This is a genomic window from Saezia sanguinis (assembly GCF_963921665.1).
GTDB classification, from domain to species: domain Bacteria; phylum Pseudomonadota; class Gammaproteobacteria; order Burkholderiales; family Burkholderiaceae_C; genus Saezia; species Saezia sanguinis.
In genome coordinates this window covers 14,994-36,325 of the sequence record NZ_CAWUGC010000005.1, presented here as the reverse complement: position 1 = coordinate 36,325, position 21,332 = coordinate 14,994, and the positions used below count along the sequence as shown (strand labels likewise).

The window sequence follows — 21,332 nt, the reverse complement described above, 5'->3', positions numbered from 1 at the left end:
CGATGGAATGATTCAGTTCATCCTATTAGAATGATGGCTGATCAAATCAAACGGATGCCGCACGAACATGACCGAGTTGGAATTCAAGAGTCTGGTTGCCCAGGGATATAACCGCATTGCCTTAGTTGAAGAGGCTTTTGCAGATCTGGATACCCCGCTATCTTTGTACCTGAAGCTTGCCGCTGTGGAAAATGGGGGCAAAAATTCATTTTTGCTGGAGTCGGTTGTTGGCGGCGAGCGTTTTGGCCGCTATTCATTCATTGGTTTGCCTGCGCATACGATGATCAAAGCCAGTGGGTTTGGCGACAAGGCGCAGGTAGAAGTCCTGGTGGATGGGAAGGTGAAGGAAACGCACCAGGGCAACCCGCTAGAGTTCATTGCTGCATATCAGCAGCGGTTTAAGGTGGCCATGGTTGCCGGCATGCCACGGTTTTGCGGAGGTTTGGCAGGCTATTTTGGCTACGATACGGTGCGCTATATCGAACCTAAGCTTGCAGATACCTGCCCGCCTGATACATTGGGCTGTCCGGATATCCTCCTTTTGCAATGTGAAGAACTGGCGGTTATTGATAACCTTTCCGGGAAGCTTTATTTCATCATTTTTGCCAATCCTGAACATCCGGATGCTTTGTCGCGCGCAAAAGACCGCATGAAAGAATTGCGCGAACGGTTGCGCCAGCCGGTACATATTCCCCAAACACCGGTCATTGCGTCAGCACCTGTTCAGCGGGAGTTTGCTAAAGCTGACTATCTTAGTGCCGTATTACAGGCCAAGGAGTTGATTGCCCAGGGCGATATGATGCAGGTTCAGATCGGTCAACGTTTGGCTAAACCGTATGACGCGTCTCCCTTGTCTTTATACCGTGCCTTAAGGTCGCTGAATCCGTCCCCTTATCTTTATTATTACCACTTTGACGACCATCATGTTGTCGGTTCCTCGCCTGAAATTCTGGTCAGACAGGAATGGACGCCTGACCACCATGAGCGCAAAGTCACCATTCGCCCATTGGCTGGGACCCGTCCCCGCGGGGCAACGCCGCAGCAGGATTTTCAGCTCGAGCAGGAACTGCTTGCAGACCCCAAAGAGCGGGCAGAGCATGTGATGCTGATTGATCTGGCCCGAAATGACATTGGCCGCATTGCAAAAACCGGATCTGTCAAAGTCACAGAGTCTTTCGTGGTGGAACGCTATTCCCATGTAATGCACCTGGTTAGTAATGTAGAGGGCATTTTGCTGGATGGCATGGACAATCTGGATGTGCTGAAAGCGACTTTCCCGGCTGGAACGCTCAGCGGTGCCCCGAAAGTTCATGCCATGGAACTGATTGACCGTTTTGAACCGACAAAACGGGGGCTGTATGGTGGTGCCTGCGGCTACCTGAGTTACACAGGAGATATGGATTTAGCGATTGCTATTCGTACAGGTATTATTAAAAATAATACCTTGTATGTGCAAGCCGCTGCGGGAATTGTTGCTGACTCGGTGCCGGAATCAGAGTGGCTGGAAACAGAAAATAAAGCAAAAGCTTTATTAAGAGCGGCTGAATTGGTTGAAAAAGGGTTGCAGTGAAATAGCAAGGATATCTTCGACGGGTTAAAATAGCAGAAATGTTTATAAAAAACTAAATTTCTGTTATACATATTGATAATTGTGCAGCCGTTGATGTTGCGAAGTTGCTTTTTCTGTGCGTAGAGATTTTTTGCACAAATTCCTTTTTACCGTGCGATATCATACGGCGTTATAATGAAAGTGGATTTTGTTTACTATTTTGCATTAATAAATCAAATAAGACCAATTAATAACATTAAGTTACTGTGAAGTAAAATTCATTTTGTGGGTAGTTGGTAGTGAAAGGCAAAGCGCCAACTGATAAAATAGAGAACACGAATAACATAAAGGTATTCAAGCTTTGCCGGATATCTAGACAAGGCTGTTCATTTTGAAATATCGGCTAACAATGTAAGAGTTGTAAATGTGTAAGATATGAGCAAAATGCATGTTTAAGATAAAGGGTGATGATGGTAAATAGCAGAAAAGATGTCATGAGCGGTTTTTTGCCAAAGACTCTTTTGCAGCGCATGATTGTTGCTGCTGTTTGTGTTTCCTGCATGGGCGTCGCCTGGGCGCAAACGGCAGAAGATGAGGTATGGACATATGTGGTTAAGCCTGGCGATACCCTGTACGATATCTCATTGCAATATATGGAAGATACAGCGGGCTGGATAGATCTGGCACGTGATGCGCAGATTACAGAGCCGCGGCATCTGCAGCCGGGCCAGGTTATTCGGGTGCCGATAGACCGACTGCGTCATGAAGGAAAAGAAATTCAGGTGGCGTACCACAGGGGGCAGGCTACTGTTTCACAAGGGAAGCTCGCCGCGCAGCCGCTGGTGCGCAACATGATGCTGTCAGAGGGACAGATCATTGAAACCGGGGCGGATGGCTTTGTCAGTATGGTATTGCCGGATGGCTCCCGCCTATTGCTGTCGGCAAACTCTCGCTTAAAAATCGGGCAGTTCCGGTATGTTCCGGATGTGGACAAGGTGCTGGTTGATTTTGTTTTGGAAAAGGGTTATGTCGAGTCTTCTGTCACGCCGCAGCCGGAAAATACACGTTTTCGCGTCAGCACGCCAGTTGCGGTAACAGGTGTGCGCGGTACCCGTTTCGGGGTTGCTGTGTCATCTGATGGAAAACATCAGGTGAACGATGTGATTGAAGGGAAAGTTGCTGTTTCTGCCTCAGATGGCAATGCTGGCAGCCGTACACCGTCATATGAAATCATGATTCAGGCCGGAGAAGGTGCCGTCGTCCGCTCTGGTGTTACGGCACCGGATGTCCGTGCGTTGATGCCTGCACCGGATTTAAGCACATGGCCCCGTTATGTGCATGAGGAATCCTGGCAACCGCCGGTGCTGGTCGCCAGTGCCGCTGATGCGGGCTACATTGTGCAGGTAACGCCTGAAAATGAACCAAACCATGTGGTATTTGAATCACGTGGCGAGCTTGTACCCATCGGACCGTTGACCGATGCACGTTATCGCGTCTATGTGCGCTCGCTGGACGCTGATGCTATTCCCGGTGCGGTTGCGCAGCATGATATCGAAATCAAACTGCATCCGGTTCCGCCGCTGGTGCAGTCGCCGGGTAACGATCAGGTTATCCGTTTATCCACTCAGGAACTGGTGTGTACCAATGTGCCGCAGGTGCATGGGTACTTTTTGCAGGTTGCGCGCGACAGGCAATTCACTCAGATTGTCGATGAGCAGATCAGCAGAGGAAATTGCCGGTTCAGCTTTACCCCGTCTGAAACAGGTGTTTACTATTGGCGTACCGCATCGCTTGACAATTCGTCCTCTGATGTAGAAGAGGCCCGTGGGCGTTTCAGCCTGGTCAGTATGTTTGAGGTATCCAAGGCGCTGGATGTGCCCCTGTCTGGAGAAGCGCGATCTGGTGATGGCAAGGGTATTGTGCTGTACTGGGACAATGTCGCACCAGACGCAACATATCGGGTACAGGTCTCGGACCAGATAGATTTTTCCAATCTGATTTTCTCTGAAGAAACGCAGGCTACGCAAATACCTTTGGGCATTACTTACAGTTGTAAGGCTTTGTATGTGCGTTTGCAAAGTATTGCGCCTAACGGTGTCGAGTCCGACTTTTCTCAACCCCGGGTTTTGCAGGCCGCACAGACCTGGTGTACCGGGGATGGTGTCATGATTGTTGACGGACAGGGTGAACCCATCGGAATCGGTGCAAATTAACGGCCTGGCAAACAAATCTTTTGAGTTGGCTAACGTGATGATACGGCAGTTTACTGCCGTATCGTTATTGGTAAAAGCGGCACTTCATTTTTCATGAATGCCATTGGCGATAGCGCCCTGCTTGTTCGGTGCAGGCGGGCTTGTCCAGGCTGAATCACATGCGTGTGAGTGGCGAGTGAGGCAGATTGCCGGCTACGCGCTGTGCTGAGCATTGTTGCCAGTGTGTTTGGCTTAGCATATACGCAGCGGTTACACATATTTAAAATCATTTACGGCGCTGTCTATTTGGCAAGGTGCACAGATGCCCTCAAATAACCAGGGGCTTTACATTGCATGCCAATTATGTGCATAATTGTGCCCATGCTACGTGTAAAACACTTGCCTTCTTTTGACCTTTTCTCTTCTTGGCGTTGGCGTTAAGCCTGCGTCATGTCTTCCTGTTGCCGTTTCCGGCACATCTTTTATCTTTCCGTTGTTTGAATTTGGGCTAAGCCTGTAATCTGCGTTTATGGCAGATATTGATCAGGTCCGTTGCGGTTAATCCGCTATGTGCCCCATACAAAAGAGGCATTCTATGTTGTTGATGATCGATAACTATGATTCGTTTACCTATAACCTGGTGCAGTATTTTGGCGAGCTGGGCCAGAATGTGGAAGTGTATCGTAACGATGAGGTGACACTGCAGGAGATTGCAGCCAGAAAGCCGGATTATCTGGTGGTGTCTCCAGGGCCCTGCTCCCCGGCAGAGGCGGGAATTTCTGTCGCTGCCATCCGGCATTTCATGGGGCAACTGCCTATTTTGGGTGTGTGCCTAGGGCATCAGAGCATTGGTGCTGCGTTGGGCGGCAATATCATCCAGGCCCAAAAGCAGATGCATGGCAAGACAGACGTGATTACAACGGATGAGCAAGGTGTGTTTGCCCGACTGCCCAAACAGTTCACTGTGACACGTTATCACTCGTTAGTGATTGAGCGTGCCACGCTGCCTGAAGAACTGGCGGTAACAGCTACATCAGAGGATGGTGAAATCATGGGCGTGCGACACCGGTCATTGCCGGCAGACGCGCCGCTGGAAGGGGTGCAATTTCATCCCGAATCTGTTTTGACAGAACATGGTCACGCCATGCTGAAAAATTTTCTGCAAATTCGCAATACATATTCAATTCAAGGAGCTTAAAAATGACGATTACAGCACAGGAAGCGCTGCAGCGAACCATTGAACATCGGGAAATATTTCATGATGAAATGCTGATACTGATGCGCCAGATCATGCAAGGAGAAATGTCTCCGGTCATGATGGCCGCGCTGATTACCGGGCTGCGGGTCAAAAAAGAATCTGTTGGCGAAATCACCGCAGCGGCCGAGGTCATGCGTGAATTTGCTTTGAAGGTTAAAGTCGAAAACCGTCAGCATCTGGTCGATATCGTGGGTACGGGCGGAGACGGTGCCCAGACTTTCAATATATCCACCTGCTCCATGTTCATTGCGGCGGCGGCAGGCGCCAGAATATGCAAACATGGCGGGCGTGGTGTTTCCAGCAAATCCGGCAGCGCGGATGTCATCGAAACACTGGGCGCGCGGCTCGACCTGAAGCCACAGGCCATTGCGCAGTGCATTGAGCAGGTGGGTATCGGCTTCATGTATGCCCCCAATCATCATCCGGCTATGAAAAATGTGGCGGCAGTGCGCAAGGAAATGGGCGTGCGTACCATGTTCAATATTTTGGGGCCACTGACCAATCCGGCCGATGCGCCCAATATTGTGCTGGGTGTGTTTCACCCGGATTTGGTGGGGATTCTGTCGCGGGTATTGCAGCGCCTGGGCTCTGAGCATGCCATGGTGGTGTACGGCATGGATGGCATGGATGAGGTCTCTTTGGGCGCTTCAACGATGGTGGGTGAGCTGAAAGATGGTGTGGTACGTGAGTACAACATTCACCCGGAGGATTTTGGTTTGCCGATGGCAAGCAACCGCTCATTGAAAGTGGCCACAGCACAGGAGTCACGCGAAATGCTCACGGCCATTTTGGCCAACGAGCGTGTGGAAGAACTGACGGTATCTCGCAATATCGTGATTTTTAATGCCGGTGTTGCTTTGTACACCGCCAATGTGGTCAGTGATATTGCACAGGGAATTGTGCTGGCGCGCCAGACGCTGGAGAGCGGTAAAGCGTATGAGCAAATGCAGCGGTTTGTTAAAACAACACAGGCTTTAGCGGCATAATGGTGTTTTCACAGGAGTGGTTGCATGGATGATATTTTGCGCAAAATCATGGCACACAAGCACGAAGAAGTTGCTTTGGCCAAAGCGGCTTGCTCATTGCAGCAGATGCGTGATACCGCGCAACAGGCCGGGAAACCGAGAGACTTTGTTGCCGCATTGCGTCAGCGCATTGAAAACAAACAACCGGCAGTGATTGCCGAAGTAAAAAAGGCAAGCCCCAGCAAAGGCGTGATCCGCCCTGATTTTGATCCGGCGGCCATTGCAGCCAGCTATGCACAACATGGCGCGGCGTGTCTGAGTGTGCTGACCGATCAGGAGTTTTTTCAGGGTTCACCGGAGTATTTGAAACAGGCCCGTGCAGCATGCGACTTGCCTGTGCTGCGCAAAGACTTTCTTTTTGATGTGTATCAGGTGTATCAGGCGCGCGCGATGCAAGCCGATGCGATTTTGCTGATTGTTGCCAGTTTGGATGATGAACAGCTCCAGGTTTTGGAGAACTGTGCCATGGAGCTGGGAATGGCTGTTTTGGTGGAGGTGCATGATGCACAGGAATTGCAGCGTGCATTGAAGCTTAAAACGCCGCTCATTGGCATCAATAACCGCGACTTGCGCAGCTTCAACGTTTCTCTTGAAACCACATTGAACCTGTTGCCTCAGGTTCCGGATAACCGCCTGGTGATTACCGAGTCTGGCATACTGAATGCTTCGGATATGTGCCGTATGATGGCTACTGGCGGGGTTTATGGCTTTTTGATTGGTGAAGCATTCATGCGTGAGCCTGATCCGGGGGTAGCGTTGGCAGCGTATCTGCGTGAATATCAAACCAACGTGTTGGACAGGAATGCATAAAGTGCAAACGGGCATATGGGCAGTTCTGTGCGCATATGGCGTCAATGAATAATCGTTTGAATGAAATGGGTAAACGCAGTGATGCTACCGAATAACACCTTGGGGCGACCTTTGCGCGATGTTTTTGACGAAGTTGTCGGAGACTGGCGGGAGGTGACGGAGAATTTTTTGCAGTCCTCTCAAGGGGGAAAACTGGTGCAGTTTGTGGATGCACACGTTGAAGCTGGAGAAATTGTCTACCCGTCAAATCCGCTGCGCGCTTTGGCCTTAACGCCACTGGAGCAGGTGCGGGTGGTGATTTTGGGGCAGGATCCGTATCATGGCCCTGGTCAGGCTGAAGGCCTGGCGTTCTCAGTGCCTGAGGGAGTTAAACTCCCGCCCTCTTTGCGCAATATTTTTAAAGAATTGCAGCGGGATCTGCATATTGCACCACCTCAAAGCGGATCGCTGGTACATTGGGCCAAGCAGGGTGTGCTGTTGCTGAACACCACGCTCACAGTGAAAAATGGCGAGGCCGCAAGCCATGCCAAAAAAGGCTGGGAGGTGTTAACCGATGCACTGATTGCAGCAGTGGCTAGGCAACAGCGGCCCGTGGCATTCATGTTGTGGGGCGCTCATGCACAGGCCAAACGGCCACTGATTGAAGAGGCGGCAAAAATACCAGGCACACAACACATTGTGTTGCAGGCCAACCACCCTTCTCCGCTGTCTGCAACCAAACCGCCAGTACCTTTTATCGGATGCGGCCATTTCAGTGCAGCCAATGCTTTTTTAGCGCAACACCAGTGCAGCGAAATTGCATGGTAATGGCGCTATAGGTATTTCAGGCAAATGCTGTCCCCTGGAGGTTGGAGTTCCAGGGGCCATGAAACAGTTTACAGACAAACCTGCGTTGTTTAGCGTGAGGATGTCTTGCGGATTTCCTGTTCGTCCATCCACTCAATGGTACCCAGTTCGGTATCAATGAGCTTGAGTGTGAATTTGTAATAAACATCTTCAATATCGCGTTCAAACCAGCCGCGCCCACGATCAACCTTGTTGATGCTCGTCAGCTCGCCTTCAAGCATATAGCGGGCTCCAATCATGCGGCCAATAGGAGCGCTTTTGTTCGGGTCGTAATAGCCGCTTTCATTCTGGCGGGTCAATTCGTCAACCGCTGCCTGCATCTCTTGGGTGGAGCGCACAAACCTGACCTGACCTGACTGAATCAGTTGCGCCTGAATGCTGTTCATGATGCTGCCCATGTCAATGTACTCGCTGGTTTTGTTGCGCAGCGTTGAAACCGTGATGGTGGGACGGTCATGCATGATGCCCGATGTCAGCAGACTGGAAACCATTTTTTCCGAAATCATCTGCAGATCGGTTGAACCAAAGTTGATGGTAACCACTTCAACCGCTTTGGGGTCGCCATAGCCCACATGGCCGCGCCCGACCACCGGTGAATTATTGCTGCCGCAGGCCGTGATCATGGTGGCCGTTGCAACGGCAAGCGCCAGAGTAAAAGAGGGTCTCAACATGAAGTTACTCCTTGAATTCAAATGATTATTCCACATTCAGTTCCAGCCGGTAATCCGATGCATTGGGTGATGGCGCCGAGTCTTTGACAAAGATGCTTTGGTTGCCATAGATCAGCACGGGTTTCCACAATGCATTGCTGCCAATCACGGTGCCTTCACCATCCAGCCAGCGGAAACGATAATATGCACGCGCATTGGCGCTGTTGGTATTTTTCAGTTCTGCCTGTACCGTAAGAATATCGCCCTGGCGTGAAGCCTGCAGGCTGACTACACGCACGCCTTTATCACCGTGTGTCTGGGGGTAGGCCAGCTTGGGTGTGATCTCATCTTTGGCGCAGCCAACGGCTGTCAATGCTGCAGCGGCAACACAGGCCAGAAGAATTAAGAACCGTTTCATTATCATCTCCTTAGGTTGAGTGTATGACTGTTTCATGATGGTCATGGCGTTGCATTAGAGGATGGCAGGAGTCCATATGTTGCAACCTTGCCAACCAGAACCTGCCGGCGGTTGATCCGAATGGGAACCACAGCATACCGTCCCTGAATATCAATTGTTTGCCCTGTGTGGGTTCCGTTAACAATCAGCGGATATTGTCCGGGGGCCAGATAACCGCGCCCGATAGCAACTGCCCCCGGCAATGTGCGCCAGATGCGGTCATCTGCTTTTTCTGTGGCCACAGAGAAAACGGCGCTGAACAGGCCAAGCAGTTCCCCCCCGTATTCATGCGCATAGTACTGTAATGCACCTTTTGATGCTGCTCGTGTCATGCCCCGGAAAAGAAGACCGGGCATTTCATCGTACAACGCGCGGCGGGCCATGGCGTTGAGGTCAACGACAGGTGAGGTCATGAACAGATGACGGCCCAGGCGCACCGTGCCTGCTTCAGGAACTGCGGCTGGGCGCACAGTTGGAAAGGCGATCGGTACCAAAATGGTGTGGATATAGCCGTCGCTGTCTTCTATCGGCACGGGAATCGTTACTTCAACAGGGACGCGCACCGGCGCATCGCCGGACTCAACGATAAACAGCACATCGGTTTCCTGTGCCTGAGTGCTGTGTGCCAGCTTCAGCCGTGCTTCCAGTCCGCGTAATCCTTCTTCCAGCACAGGGCTGTCTGGCCTGAGTTCTATGGCTTTGCGATACCCAGGGGCGGCAAGGCTGGGCTCATTCAAGGCTTCATAGACAAAGCCTGCCAGATAGTGGCTGAACGCGTTCTGGTAGCTGTTATGCAGCGCCAGCACTTCAGGGGCATGGACGTAATCAACCGGGTAGCCACCCAGCTCTTCATCGGTGAGATTCCAGCCGTTTTTTTGCGCTTCATGCCGTACAGCGGCCAGTTCGGCTGCGCGGAAATTGGCAATCACCTCTTCGCGCTCGTGCATGCGCTTAATGTCAACCCGCACAGACTCCCAGTCGTCCATAGCCAGATGGTTTAATGCAATGCGGGTAAGCAGCCAGGTTTTTTCATAGTCCTGCCCTTCATAAGGCTTAAAGCGTTCGCTGACGGTGGATGCACCTAGGTAGGCCCACAGCTTGCGTGGGCTCCACATCGCGGTTTGCTCCCATGCTCTGATCTGCTCGTCGGCCTCCATCCAGATCTGGGTGCTGGCTTCGTATTGCTGGCTTTCCCTGAGCAGCTCCCCTAATTCCAATTCATAAAGCAGCTCGTTCTGTTCTGCGCTGGAAAGGGCCGATTGCAAATATTTAAGGGCCGCATGTGTGTTGTAATTGTTTCGGGCTGAAATCACGGGAGACATCAACTCGTTGTGGCTGCGAAGTTGGGTGCAACCGCAAAGCAATGCCATTGCCAGCAGCAAAAACGCCAATTTACAAAAATATGACTGTTTGGCGGTAAGCGGTTTTACAAGAAAAGAGGTTCTTGTCAGTTGCTGCATGTAAACACAAATATAAGGTGATAACGCCGAGGAAGTATGAATTTGTTTCAACAGCAGTTTACAAAAGAAATGTAAACGAACAATGGTGCAATGTTAAGTTATGTAAATAAGATGCGGCAGTCATTGTGCCACGATGGGATGCATCGGAATGGGTTGGGATGCGTTTTTTACGCCGCTGTAAATCCTTTGCAGTGTCTGAAATGGACTGGTCTTTGTTGCTTTGACCAGTACATAAACGGGAGGGTGATGCTTTATAAAGGATGTATGCAGGCGTGCCCGAAATCATCCAGTGCATACGCACGCGCGATGGGGCAAATTTGTCTGGTCCAAAACATGACCCTTTAAGGCGGCATGCTACTCTACATTGATTTCCAGGCGGAAATCTGCCGCATTGGCTGAGGGCGCGGCTTCTCTAACGGTTTGGGACTGATTGCCCGTCAACAAAATGGGTTTCCATGAACTGCCTCCACCAAGCTGGGCGCCCTGGCTGTCCAGCCAGCGGAACCGGTAATATACATGGCGGTGGTTGCCGGTTGTATTGCTCAATTGCGCCTGGACATTCAATCTATTATTGGTAGAAACGCTTTGCAAACCTGAAACGGTTACCCCGTTGGAATTGTTATTCTGAAAACTGACTCTGGATGCCGTGTCATTTCCCGCCGTTGTTTGTGCCTGGATGGTCAATGTAGCCAGGCTGAGCGCCAAAACAGCAAGAATCCGGGTAAAAAGTCGGTTATTCATTGTGGGGCCTTCTTGAATATCAGTCGTTCATTATAGGTTGATCTTAACATTGTAGTTGTAGGCGCAGCGCCTGTGGCGCTAGGTAAAGGGGTACAGGTGAGACGCTGATAAGTGTGAAGCAGGCGTTTTGGGCTTTTTCTGGACGAAAAAGAGCTTCACTTGCGTTTTCAGAATGCTTATGATAAAGTTACGAGTTCTATTTTGGAGGGGTGGCCGAGTGGTTAATGGCAGCAGACTGTAAATCTGCCGGGAAACCTACGCTGGTTCGAATCCAGCCCCCTCCACCAGTATTTTGAGTTGAGTTTTGATGGTGTTAATGCCAGCTGGGCAAGTTCAGCCAGTGTAAAAGATGCAGGCGGGTGTAGCTCAATGGTAGAGCCGAAGCCTTCCAAGCTTAAGACGAGGGTTCGATTCCCTTCACCCGCTCCAGTATCTTTTGTACTGAGCAACGCTGATGTTCACTGAGCGTCAAAAATACGTTTAAAAACAAAGAGTTTTTTAAATTCTTTGTGTACTGGATAGTATAGCCATATACCGGCAGCCACCTCAAAGTGGTACATAAAAATGCTAAATTGGTACATTCGCATTTTTGACTGACAACTGCTTTTGCATTCCCATAATAGAAATCTCCTGACATTTTGTTAATCAAGGAGAAATGATTATGGCACTGACCGATACCGCTGTCAGAAACAGTAAACCCCAAAACAAGCCCTACACCCTCAAAGACATACAAGGACTCTCCTTGTATGTACCCCCTGCGGGAAACAAATCCTGGCATTTCCGCTATACAGCCCAAGGCAAGCGTCACCGTGTCTCACTGGGACAATATCCAAGTGTCTCTTTACGAGAAGCCAGAGAGCGCTGTGAAGATGCTCGTTTTCTGATCAAGAACGGTATGCCCTACCTTAAAAAGAAAGAGCAACAGCAAACTGCCAGTATTACAGAAGAGCCCTCTGGCACGCCAACGATCCAAAGTACATGCAATATACCACAGGTAGAAACCTTTGCCGAGTTCTGCGAACGCTGGAAAGCCTTCAAATTCAGAAAACTCGGACTCAACAAACAATACCGCAGGCAAAGCACCCACTCGCAAATTGAGCGTTATCTGCAAAAAGACATCCTGCCCATATTAGGTAAACTTCCGATGAATACCATCAGCAAGCGGGATGTATTAAAAGTCCAGCGCAACATAGAAATGCGTGGGTCACTATCCATTGCCCAGAAATGCCGTAACTGGCTCAATGAAATCTTCCGCCACGCCATGGCCGAGGATATCATCGAGAGCAACCCGGCGGCAGATATGGACATACTGGCACTGCCCCAAAAGCCCACGCTGCATAATCCTTACCTCTCCATGGATGAGTTACCCGAGTTTCTGGCAAGACTTCATCACTACCGGGGAGAAGAACAGACCAAACTGGGTATTTACCTGCTGCTGCTCACAGGGGTGAGAACCGGAGAATTGCGATACGCCAAACCAGAACAGTTTGATCTGGACAAACAACTCTGGAATATCCCCCCGGAAAACGTCAAGCAGCTTAAAAAGATGGTACGTTCGACTGCCAAAGAAATGCCGCCTTATATTGTTCCGCTGTCAACACAGGCGGTACAAATCATCAGGCAGCTTTTGGCGAACCGCCACCCCAGGCAGCCTTATTTACTGCGTCACGCCTACCGACCTGCAAAGGTCATCAGCGAAAACACCTTGAATTTTGCCATCCAGAAGCGACTGGGTTACACAGGCCGCTTGACCGGACACGGTATACGTGCAACGCTTTCAACAGCGTTAAACGAGCTGGATTACCCCAAACAGTGGATAGAGGCTCAACTGTCCCACTCAGATAAAGATCATATCAGCGCGACCTACAACCACGCACGGTATGTGGAGCAAAGAAGGCAGATGATGCAGGAGTGGGCTGACAGGCTGGATCAGTGGCGGGGTAATCCCTCTGCAAAAGCATAGAAGTCAGAAGTAGAATTTTCTCATAGAGGAGTTCTACAGTATGAATACCTCGATGATGGCCCAACGAGCTGTGCAAGGCCGAGGCGTATCGATTAGGCTGGCCTGCGCAGCCTTCAAGGCCAGCCGGAACTGTTACCACTATGTCGCTAAAATGAGGAGATTGCCAATTGGCTGCTGTGTTGACCGACAACCTCCGCACCTGGAGGTTCGGGTTGTGCTTCCTGTACTTGCGCAACGTCAGGGGCTACGGCTGGAATCACAAGCGTGTATATATCCAGCCGAGCAAGCGCAACAAAACGCCCATGTCCAACGGTTCAACAGGACGGTGCGCTATGAAATGGCTAGGGTTTAATGACAATATACTGAGACATATTGCAAATTTTGAAAATCAATTTAATTTATTTGATAAGTCAAACTATATATTATTGATCTGCAAAGCAGTTAAAAAACTCATACTTACTTGACATAAGACCCGATGGGAGAATTAATCGCCATTAATCACACTTCGATAATTTTTAGCCATTCTTTCCGCATAAAAGGCTCTTCTGTTCGCCAACGTAAATTTATTTGCAATAATCTGATGCCATAAATCCGTTTGATCTTCTAACTCTCTTGTATATTTTGGGTCTTTAAATTTTTTAAGTCCTTTTTTACTTGTTTCATGCATATTTTCTTTCTCTTGATCTTCAAGGACAGAAAGAAATATTGCCATCGGTTCAGCTTGGTTAAATCTTCGACTTACTAAAAAATCTGTTGTCTCGTGAACCAATGATCTGATAAAAAAGCCTTCTTCTATCGAGTTTTTTTGAATAAATTCAATAACAAATTTTTTAAGATTTTTTATTACACTTTCAACATCTTCATCAAATTTGTAACGATACCCTATGTTATAACCCACAATAAAGAGAACAGACTCAATTTCTGGATATTCAAAATTTTTTGTCTTTTCGCAAAGCTCAGAAAGAGATTCAAAATATAAATCAATCATTTTCTATTTATCCTTTTCAATTTTGTTAAAAATATCCATGCTAAATGGAAATAGCAACCAACGAAGCAAAACTATGCAACATGATAGATAAGACTATTCCGTTTTTCCATCGCCCCCAACAAAATACTAAGGAAACGAGAAAAAGGCTTACTAGTGTCATAAAATCATACTGTGTATGATGTATATAAGAAAAAAATAACGATACAAGCAAAGAACCAATAATCCAGCCCCACTTTTTACCCAAAGTCGATATGAAGGCTTCAAGCATAAAACCACGAAGTACCAATTCTTCTCCAATAGGAGCGAAAAATATTATGGTCAAAAGTCTCAACAAATTTGTCCACTTATCATATGCAAAAAATAACTGAGTATATGACTGTTTTGGCGTTACTAAACTGAAAAAAATGTAAATTGCAACAATTAACAAAAATAAAAGGATGCTATCTTTTTTAAAAGATTTTTTGATACTACCAATAGGTATAACACCCAAAAATTGGTTATAAATAAATAAAAATATCAATGCAGTAATTGCTGACACCGCATGAGTAACGACAATCAATAAACCTGCATTTACACCATTCCTTAAAAAAAATAGAGCTACGGTTAACGCTTGATCATATAGACAGAACCAAAAAACAAATACTACAACAAGGCAGAATATTATTTTCAGCCACTTTGCTAATAGAGCATTTTTTAATTTTCTCTCTAAAATCATTTGCTTATCTTTTTATAAAATCTTAAGCGTTACCGTTTTGTTGTAGTTAAAAATCAAACACTGCCTTTAAAAACAATCGAACTAAAACCATCTTTCACATTAATATTAAAGACAGAAGCATTTTCGATAAGAAAACCTTTGTTAAACTTAAAATACCGTAACATGCCTTCGCTATTATCGGTGCCCGGCATAAATCTAGCAACATCCAAGTAAATAGAGAGGACCACATCCCGTGCCCTACGTGTCAAATATTATGTAAAAGTATGCCAAGCCGTCAATAAAATCAGCATCCATCTGCCATTAACCTGTACATGAATATACACTCACGACAATCCTGAGTATTGGGCAGGAGCTGAAGCTAATCAAGAGACAATTGAAAAACCGTTGAATCATTACAACAAGCCATTCGGCAACGTGTAATTGAATGGGAAAAAATTTCTACTGAATAAGTTCCCGTACCCTCATAACAAACGCCGGCACATGCTGGCGTTTGTTCATGTCTGGCCTCAGCCTACTCCACCAACTCGATGACCTTCATCTCATCGGCGATGCGTTGCGCCATCGCTTGGTATCCCTGCGCTGTTAAATGCACATTATCGGCCCGCATATTCGGCTGCACCATCACATCAGCCAGTACGCCGCTGATCACATGTGCGCTATTACAGCTTAACGTATAGCAGGTTATCTGCGGTCTGGGTACCCCGAGCACAAACTACTGGAATTTAGTGCTGAAGATGTAAGATTGGTCCGAGACTTGGCCATTAGCTGTCTGGGTAAGGCTTGCAGACAAGCATTCTCTATTTTTGACAACTACTCAATCCAATTACATTATTCCGGGGTACAAAATAGGTATTTCCTAAAATCCCCTTCTGCGCATCTTGATTAAGTTGCACCTGATAAAACTCATCGGCAGGAAACATGATTCTCACTGGTTGACTTCTTGTACTATCCGTTCCTTTTAATGCTGCTATATTTGATACTACATCGGGATTCCAAAGAAGCTGGACACAGGCACGTCCTCCTGAAGCCATATTTTGAAACAAATGGGCCATAAAAAAATTGCTGGTTGAAGGGACATAATTAATGAGTACGACGAGAATGGTTGCGACAATGATTGATAGCTTTATGGGATTTTTTTTAGATGTAAAAATTTCTAAAAAGATAACAGAAACAGCACATTGGATAAGCCCTAAAACAGCAGCGCCCAAAGTTACTACGCCAATTGCCTTGACAATCTTCACTGCCTCGTTTCCCTCTTGAGAGGAAAAGTAAAAAAACACATATTGCACAATATACATAGTGATGAGCAACTGAATATAAATACAGGCAAGAAGCCACCACTTGAAGTCTATAGATGTGTCAAGTAACAGATTTTTGAATTTAAAATTCTTCTTCACTGGAACAATTGCCAGCTTGAAGAGAATGATGGGGGCTACGACAAAAGTCCCTGCAATAACAACCCATACCCCGATGTCGGATCCCACTTTATTAGCCGGAAAAAAAACAGCAGCGCCTAACGCAACAATAAATAAGAACTCTATAAAAAGCGTATTGCTAAACCATGCAATCATCAATTTTCTAACATTTTCCTTTTTAGCTTCCATCATCAAAGAAGGCTCTTCTTTTTTCAATGGCATAAATAAAAAGGTCACAGGCCCCATAATTAATATCGCAAAGATTATTTCAATCGCAACATTAAGTACAAAGATCATTGGCAATGAAGAAATGATGGACAAAAAGGAGAAGTTTAGAGAGAACTGAGATAGTGTGGCATACCAATATATTTGAATAAGAGACAGAACAATTCCAATGGCAAGAAAAATATGCTTGTTTTCTTTGACCCACAAAATTGCCTCTTGGCATTCTTTCAGCCAGTCTTTTGATGGCAAATCAAGGTTTTGAGGCCTTTCGGTTTGTTCATTGTTCATTGTTTCCCCTTTTTAAGTTAAATATTGTGCAAAAATAGGCCAGGCAAGCATGGGATTATCAAGGGCAGTAATGCTCAATAACGCAGTCCATACGTCGTTTCATTACTGCGATATTTTTGAAACAGGTAATGATTCCTATCGCTTTAAACACAGGTCTAAAAGTGGTGCACTTTTAGACAATAATCGTGGCGCACTATTCAACAATATTTAACACCAGATACAATACTATCATTCAATAAAAAGTAGTATTTGCACAATGTATTAACAAATTAATGGGAATGTAACCGTATCTGGTCATTTTATAGCGATTCTCACCTATATTTCTCTGGCTATAGATGATTCATTTAAGAAAGCCTATTGTCCAGTTACACGGGGTCACTTCTTCTTGAAGCATATGGGACAATAAATGAGCATAGCAGAAATGTTTTCGGAGTTCATTAACAATCTGGCGATAAGCAACACGGAGACTATCAGCACGCGCTATGGTGAGTTGACTGCTGCGCTCAACAAGCAATTCCGCGATACGGAATCAAAAACGGCCAATACGCTTCAGGTTGGCTCATTTGGTAGAAAAACAGGCATCAACGGCATCTCAGACTTGGACATGCTCTACATCATGCCCAAGACCAAATGGGATGATTATGACAAGGACGGTGGGCAGCTTAAAATCCTGCAAGACACAAAAGAGGCAATTCTCAACCGCTATCCATCGACCAAAGTTCGAGTTGATCGCCTTGTGGTAACGGTGACCTACACGAACTTTCATGTTGAAGTGCAGCCTGTTTTTGAGCAGGATGACAAGAGCTACAAGTATCCTGACACGAAAAATGGCGGAAGCTGGAAAGTTACTAAGCCAAGAGAAGAAATGGATGCGATTGCTAATCTGGATGCAGCCAAGAATTCAAATCTACGTCGCTTGTGCAAGATGGTGCGCGCCTGGAAGAACAAACATGGTATTAATATTGGTGGCTTGTTGATCGACACATTGGCTTATAATTTTCTTAACTCAACCTCGGATTATGATGAAAGGAGCTACCTTTACTATGATTGGCTAAGCCGTGATTTTTTCAAGTATCTCTCTGAGCTTCCAGAGCAAAGCGAGTATGCCGCACCGGGTAGTCGGCAGCGTGTAAAAGTCAAAAAGAAATTCCAACGACGGGCCAAGAAGGCTTACGAACTCTGTCTGAACGCCATAGAGGCTGAGGGGAAAGACAACGACAACGAGAAATGGAAGGCAGTATATGGCCGCCCATTTCCCGCTGTACAGGAAAAATTGGCCGAAGCCAGCGCTTCACAAACCTGGAGAAATACTGAGGAATATATTGAGGATAAATTTCAGGTCGATATCCGTTATCAGCTCAAGATTGATTGCGAAGTAATGCAGCGCGGATTTCGCAAATTCCTTCTCCGACATATGTTAGGACAAAAGATTCCGCTGAGATCGGATAAGAAGCTGAAATTTTGGGTTTCTGAATTGCCACAGATTAACGGCCCCTTTCAAATATACTGGAAAGTTCTAAATAGGGGCGAAGAAGCGCGCCGTCGTGATTGTATTCGTGGGCAAATTGCACTCGACGGCGGCTGGCGAACAAAAGAGGAAAGCAGCAACTTCCGAGGGGATCATATCGTTGAGTGTTATCTCGTCGAAAATGAGATCGTGGTTGCTAAAGACAGGATTCATGTTCCTATCATAGCGGATGGAAGTGACTATGACTGACAACGATAAGATTCTCGAAGGACAACTACGCGAATGCTTTGGTCGAGTCGTTTACTCTCATAAAACGCACGAAAAATGTGCGGACATACTGCTTAAGCATCACAAGTGTATAAAGTTCTGGCAGATCATTCTGTCTGCCCTATTAACCGGTGGGTTGGTGGCTACTTTTTTTGATTTTAGCTCTCTAGCGGAATACAAAAAATGTGGAACATTCGTTGCGGCCGTACTTTCCACTGTGCTGCTCGCTCTTAATTCCTATACAAAAGACTATGATCTTGGGGAAATTGCGCAGAAACATAGGCAAGCGGGGGCGGAGCTATGGATTATTCGCGAGAAGTATCTTTCTCTTTTGACAGATCTCCGTTTAAATGTGGAATCTCTCGATAAAATTCGCACACAAAGAAATCAACTCGCTGAAGACTTGTATGCTGTTTACACAGGAGCGCCTAGTACAAATTACAAGTCTTATGTCGAAGCTCAAAAGGCTCTTAAAGAGCTTGAGGATATGACTTTTTCTGATGATGAGATAGATGCTTTTCTTCCCAAAGAGCTGAAAAGAAAGTTAACCAATAATTGATATTGCTGAGTATCAAGCCGAGCAAACGGTTGATCAGGTAGGCACCCGAGCCACTGACGGTTCCTGCTGGCACCAATCAGGTGTGGTCAATGGACTTCATGAATGACCAACTCGCTGACAGACGAAGCATTCGTGTGCTGAACGTGATTGATGACTTCAACCGTGAAGCCCTGGGCATCGAGATCGACTTCTCGCTGCCATCTGTTCGCATAATTCGCGCTCCCGCTGTTGCTGGAGCAGGATTTCCTGTGCCAGGTTATTGGGACGCGGCATCGGCTACGCATGAGAAGGCGTCACTACGCCTGCACTGATCATCTGCCACTAATCTGCGCATTAATATACACAAAAAAGGCGCTCCAAGAAGAGCGCCAAAAAGTGTATAGAGGCCAGAGAGAAACTATCCCGGCAAGGGAATTTCAAGCCAGTCTTCCATCGCCTGCCAGATCATCGCCATGGGAAGTTTGTGTCTTTGGGCAAGTTTCATACAGGCTCTTGCCATATCCCTTGGATTACAGGTATCAAGCTGATCCTGTGCAATGAGCGCTTTCCACTCGCGCCACAGCACATGATTTTGCTCTTCACTGATCTCAGGCCAGCGCCCCTGCTTTTTCGGAACCAGCAGCAGACGCTTTCTGAATGCGATTTCCTGATTGTTTAGGCCAAAAACCTGCGCCATCATTTTACCGCTGGCACCCAGCGTCAGCATCTGGTCGATCTCCAGGTTCTCCTTTTCGATTTCATCTGCCCGCTTCAGCAGCCCATCGACCAAATCCGTATATACAATGACCTTGACCCAGCGTACAGGCGCATATCGTAATTTACGGACATTTTCGGGGTTTTTCAGCAGCCTCAGATGTTCTTCTGTAAATCCCATTTCAAACGCACGTTGCCACTTCCCGTTTTGCATATCATGAAGCACTATGCCAAGAACACACTCATTTATCAAATCAGGGATCATGGCTGCTCCTTTCCAAGAGGGGATTGCAGCCGCGCCTCAATCCACTGATCAATATCATGTGAACTCCAACCTACGGCTCTAATTCCAATACGTCCATTTTGGGGGAATTTGCCACCCTTCATTAGCCGGTAGATATAACTGCGTTTAAAACCGACTCTCTTCTCCACCTCCTCGATGCGAAGAATACAAACAGGAGAAGACATCTGCACACCATTTTCTGAACCAGCATCACTGGCATCAAACAGGCTGAACTGAATGGGTTCTTTTCTGAATTTATGCATATTCCCCTCCATTCCGGCAATACACCTGCTTTATATAATCACCCCGTCCATCCCCATGCCCCAGGCTCATAGACGTCAAGGCCAATGCCTCCTTCCTGCTGTGTCCCTGTTCCTGGAAGTACCGCAAGGCATCCTGTGCAAATGCATACCTCAAACTATGCGGAGATATTTCCCCTTTCAGTCCCAATGCGCTGCATTGTGTACGCCAATAGCTCATGGCCTCTTTCAGGTTGGGCTTATCAATCAGCTTGCCGTTCTGTCTTGAGGAAGTGATTAAGGCTGTTGTTACGGCACCAACTACCCGTTCCCTGTTAATGACCTGGGTATATCTGGGTCGACCTCCTTTCGTGCCATAGGTTACTTTAAGCTCAGTTGCCCCGGCATGAAGTGCCTTGTACCAAAGGGGTAAAGACTGGCAACTCTGTACCGCTTCTTCTCCCCTTAGTCCTAATACTCTGGCAAGTTCAAGCGCTGCGGCAAGCCCCGGATTCTTTTGCAGTGCCTTTTGGTGGATGGCCTGATACTGGGTATCAGAGATGGCCACCTTGGTTCCTGCACGGCTGGCTCCATTGAGTTTTAAAGCCTTGTTGCTGATTCGGGGTGAATCTGCCAGTTTATAGCGTCCTGAAGCTCGAAGCGTCTGCCGGATGGCAGAGGCTTCGTTTTGCAAAGAGCGCAGTTTCATCCCCTGAGCAACTCTTGTCTCGAAATAGCGAACGATATGCTTTTCTCGTATTTGCTCAATGCGGGCAATTTGAATATTGTTCTGTTTAAGGAACCGATCAAATTTCCCGATATGGTTTTGCCGCTGGGTTCGTGTCTTGCCACTGCCATGGGCAAGGTGAGCCGCATTTTTTAACTGCGCTCTGAGGGTTTTCTTAGACTTTTTGATATTCATGGAATATCCTCCAAAAATTAAATCATTTGCATTCGGTTTGTTCTTCAGAACAAGCCACTTCCTTTTCTGGCGCGCGCTTTTTTTTGCTGATCTCCTATCAGCCTTGTCGATACCTGTGCCCAGAATGCGAAATGTTTAGGTTTCGGAGGTTTATAAGATGTACGATCTTGTACACCCCCTGCCTGACAAGCTCAGACAGGAATATCCTCACTGGTCGGTGACCAGCCGTTGGTATCGGTCAAGTTTCTCCTTTACAAATGAATCAAACCAAGAGTGCATGGATTTGAATAGGTAAAAATAATGATGCGCCCATTTGTTT

General features: G+C 47.2%; 20 protein-coding genes, 2 tRNA genes and 2 pseudogenes. 13 read left to right on the top strand and 11 right to left on the bottom strand.

Going from position 1 to position 21,332, the window contains the following annotated elements:
- The first annotated feature begins 67 nt into the window (after positions 1 to 67).
- The 6 genes from trpE (at position 68) to AACY98_RS04130 (ending at position 7,641) form a co-directional block, all read left to right on the top strand.
- Positions 68 to 1,570, top strand: coding sequence for an anthranilate synthase component I (gene trpE / locus AACY98_RS04155; RefSeq protein ID WP_339801953.1), 1,503 nt, complete (start codon positions 68 to 70; stop codon positions 1,568 to 1,570).
- Positions 1,571 to 2,055: 485 nt separating this feature from the next.
- Complete coding sequence (locus AACY98_RS04150) at positions 2,056 to 3,762, top strand: FecR domain-containing protein (RefSeq protein ID WP_339801951.1); 1,707 nt, start codon at positions 2,056 to 2,058, stop codon at positions 3,760 to 3,762.
- Positions 3,763 to 4,336: 574 nt separating this feature from the next.
- Complete coding sequence (locus AACY98_RS04145; protein WP_339801949.1) at positions 4,337 to 4,939, top strand: anthranilate synthase component II; 603 nt, start codon at positions 4,337 to 4,339, stop codon at positions 4,937 to 4,939.
- A gap of 2 nt (positions 4,940 to 4,941) precedes the next feature.
- Positions 4,942 to 5,985, top strand: coding sequence for an anthranilate phosphoribosyltransferase (gene trpD, locus AACY98_RS04140; protein WP_339801947.1), 1,044 nt, complete (start codon positions 4,942 to 4,944; stop codon positions 5,983 to 5,985).
- 24 nt (positions 5,986 to 6,009) lie between these two features.
- A complete protein-coding gene (trpC, locus tag AACY98_RS04135; RefSeq protein ID WP_339801944.1) occupies positions 6,010 to 6,834 on the top strand; it encodes an indole-3-glycerol phosphate synthase TrpC in 825 nt (274 codons plus the stop codon).
- A gap of 81 nt (positions 6,835 to 6,915) precedes the next feature.
- Positions 6,916 to 7,641 carry a uracil-DNA glycosylase gene (locus tag AACY98_RS04130; RefSeq protein ID WP_423817517.1) on the top strand — a complete coding sequence of 242 codons (726 nt, stop codon included), beginning with the start codon at positions 6,916 to 6,918 and terminating at the stop codon, positions 7,639 to 7,641.
- An 89-nt stretch (positions 7,642 to 7,730) separates the two neighbouring features.
- Here the strand turns inward: AACY98_RS04130 and lpoB are convergent, their stop codons facing one another.
- From lpoB to AACY98_RS04110, 4 genes are all read right to left on the bottom strand, one after another.
- Positions 7,731 to 8,351: a penicillin-binding protein activator LpoB gene (gene lpoB / locus AACY98_RS04125; protein ID WP_126980978.1), complete on the bottom strand. Its 621-nt coding sequence runs from the start codon at positions 8,349 to 8,351 to the stop codon at positions 7,731 to 7,733.
- Positions 8,352 to 8,376: 25 nt separating this feature from the next.
- Positions 8,377 to 8,748, bottom strand: coding sequence for a YcfL family protein (locus AACY98_RS04120; protein WP_162615363.1), 372 nt, complete (start codon positions 8,746 to 8,748; stop codon positions 8,377 to 8,379).
- Positions 8,749 to 8,789: 41 nt separating this feature from the next.
- Positions 8,790 to 10,109 carry a COG3014 family protein gene (locus tag AACY98_RS04115; RefSeq protein WP_339801938.1) on the bottom strand — a complete coding sequence of 440 codons (1,320 nt, stop codon included), beginning with the start codon at positions 10,107 to 10,109 and terminating at the stop codon, positions 8,790 to 8,792.
- A gap of 492 nt (positions 10,110 to 10,601) precedes the next feature.
- The gene (locus AACY98_RS04110) at positions 10,602 to 10,988 is read right to left on the bottom strand and encodes a YcfL family protein (protein ID WP_339801936.1); all 387 of its coding nucleotides are present in this window, start codon (positions 10,986 to 10,988) and stop codon (positions 10,602 to 10,604) included.
- Positions 10,989 to 11,191: 203 nt separating this feature from the next.
- On the opposite strand from AACY98_RS04110, the gene AACY98_RS04105 reads away from it, so the two are divergent.
- From AACY98_RS04105 to AACY98_RS04090, 4 genes and pseudogenes are all read left to right on the top strand, one after another.
- Positions 11,192 to 11,275 (top strand) — tRNA-Tyr (locus AACY98_RS04105).
- Between the two features lie 68 nt (positions 11,276 to 11,343).
- A tRNA-Gly gene (locus AACY98_RS04100) sits at positions 11,344 to 11,417 on the top strand.
- A gap of 232 nt (positions 11,418 to 11,649) precedes the next feature.
- On the top strand, positions 11,650 to 12,951 hold the full coding sequence (locus AACY98_RS04095) for a tyrosine-type recombinase/integrase (RefSeq protein ID WP_339801934.1): 1,302 nt from the start codon (positions 11,650 to 11,652) through the stop codon (positions 12,949 to 12,951).
- Between the two features lie 55 nt (positions 12,952 to 13,006).
- Positions 13,007 to 13,223 (top strand): annotated as a pseudogene (locus tag AACY98_RS04090) (IS3 family transposase); the annotation flags it as partial.
- 212 nt (positions 13,224 to 13,435) lie between these two features.
- Here AACY98_RS04090 and AACY98_RS04085 read toward each other — a convergent pair.
- The 4 genes from AACY98_RS04085 to AACY98_RS04070 all read right to left on the bottom strand — a co-directional run bounded on the left by AACY98_RS04085 (position 13,436) and on the right by AACY98_RS04070 (position 16,582).
- Positions 13,436 to 13,939, bottom strand: coding sequence for a hypothetical protein (locus AACY98_RS04085; protein WP_339801932.1), 504 nt, complete (start codon positions 13,937 to 13,939; stop codon positions 13,436 to 13,438).
- 40 nt (positions 13,940 to 13,979) lie between these two features.
- Positions 13,980 to 14,654, bottom strand: coding sequence for a CPBP family intramembrane glutamic endopeptidase (locus tag AACY98_RS04080; protein ID WP_339801930.1), 675 nt, complete (start codon positions 14,652 to 14,654; stop codon positions 13,980 to 13,982).
- A gap of 511 nt (positions 14,655 to 15,165) precedes the next feature.
- Positions 15,166 to 15,303 carry a hypothetical protein gene (locus AACY98_RS04075; protein ID WP_339801928.1) on the bottom strand — a complete coding sequence of 46 codons (138 nt, stop codon included), beginning with the start codon at positions 15,301 to 15,303 and terminating at the stop codon, positions 15,166 to 15,168.
- Between the two features lie 148 nt (positions 15,304 to 15,451).
- On the bottom strand, positions 15,452 to 16,582 hold the full coding sequence (locus AACY98_RS04070) for a hypothetical protein (protein ID WP_339801926.1): 1,131 nt from the start codon (positions 16,580 to 16,582) through the stop codon (positions 15,452 to 15,454).
- Positions 16,583 to 16,988: 406 nt separating this feature from the next.
- On the opposite strand from AACY98_RS04070, the gene AACY98_RS04065 reads away from it, so the two are divergent.
- The 3 genes and pseudogenes from AACY98_RS04065 to AACY98_RS04055 form a co-directional block, all read left to right on the top strand.
- Positions 16,989 to 18,299, top strand: coding sequence for a nucleotide-binding domain-containing protein (locus AACY98_RS04065; protein WP_339801924.1), 1,311 nt, complete (start codon positions 16,989 to 16,991; stop codon positions 18,297 to 18,299).
- On the top strand, positions 18,292 to 18,876 hold the full coding sequence (locus AACY98_RS04060; RefSeq protein WP_339801921.1) for an SLATT domain-containing protein: 585 nt from the start codon (positions 18,292 to 18,294) through the stop codon (positions 18,874 to 18,876). Before AACY98_RS04065 ends, AACY98_RS04060 begins: the two co-directional genes overlap by 8 nt.
- Positions 18,877 to 18,881: 5 nt before the next feature.
- A pseudogene (locus tag AACY98_RS04055) lies at positions 18,882 to 19,097 on the top strand (IS3 family transposase); the annotation flags it as partial.
- Positions 19,098 to 19,273: 176 nt separating this feature from the next.
- On the opposite strand, the gene AACY98_RS04050 reads toward AACY98_RS04055, so the two are convergent.
- The 3 genes from AACY98_RS04050 to AACY98_RS04040 are packed head-to-tail and all read right to left on the bottom strand — an operon-like array spanning position 19,274 to position 21,013.
- Entirely contained in the window at positions 19,274 to 19,834 is a 561-nt protein-coding gene (locus AACY98_RS04050; protein ID WP_339801918.1) for an STY4526/YPO1902 family pathogenicity island replication protein, read from the bottom strand.
- A complete protein-coding gene (locus tag AACY98_RS04045; RefSeq protein WP_423817515.1) occupies positions 19,831 to 20,115 on the bottom strand; it encodes a helix-turn-helix transcriptional regulator in 285 nt (94 codons plus the stop codon). The genes AACY98_RS04050 and AACY98_RS04045 overlap by 4 nt, the downstream gene beginning before the upstream one ends.
- On the bottom strand, positions 20,108 to 21,013 hold the full coding sequence (locus AACY98_RS04040) for an integrase domain-containing protein (RefSeq protein WP_339801915.1): 906 nt from the start codon (positions 21,011 to 21,013) through the stop codon (positions 20,108 to 20,110). The genes AACY98_RS04045 and AACY98_RS04040 overlap by 8 nt, the downstream gene beginning before the upstream one ends.
- Between the last annotated feature and the right edge of the window lie 319 nt (positions 21,014 to 21,332).